This is a genomic window from Halalkalibacter flavus (assembly GCF_036663575.1).
Taxonomy (GTDB): domain Bacteria; phylum Bacillota; class Bacilli; order Bacillales; family Bacillaceae_D; genus Halalkalibacter; species Halalkalibacter flavus.
On the sequence record NZ_JAWRVK010000119.1, the window covers coordinates 1 to 545 of the forward strand.

1 rRNA gene is annotated in these 545 nt (G+C 53.8%); it reads right to left on the bottom strand.

Annotation, left to right across the window (positions count from 1 at the left end):
* Positions 1-545 (bottom strand): 16S ribosomal RNA (locus tag SAY88_RS24660); the annotation flags it as partial.

The window sequence follows — 545 nt, forward strand, 5'->3', positions numbered from 1 at the left end:
GTGGTCAAAGGATGTCAAGACCTGGTAAGGTTCTTCGCGTTGCTTCGAATTAAACCACATGCTCCACTGCTTGTGCGGGCCCCCGTCAATTCCTTTGAGTTTCAACCTTGCGGTCGTACTCCCCAGGCGGAGTGCTTAATGTGTTAACTTCGGCACTAAGGGCATCGAAACCCCTAACACCTAGCACTCATCGTTTACGGCGTGGACTACCAGGGTATCTAATCCTGTTTGCTCCCCACGCTTTCGCGCCTCAGCGTCAGTTACAGACCAGAGAGTCGCCTTCGCCACTGGTGTTCCTCCACATATCTACGCATTTCACCGCTACACGTGGAATTCCACTCTCCTCTTCTGTACTCAAGTCTCCCAGTTTCCAATGACCCTCCCCGGTTGAGCCGGGGGCTTTCACATCAGACTTAAAAGACCGCCTGCGCGCGCTTTACGCCCAATAATTCCGGACAACGCTTGCCACCTACGTATTACCGCGGCTGCTGGCACGTAGTTAGCCGTGGCTTTCTGGTTAGGTACCGTCAAGGTACCGCCCTATT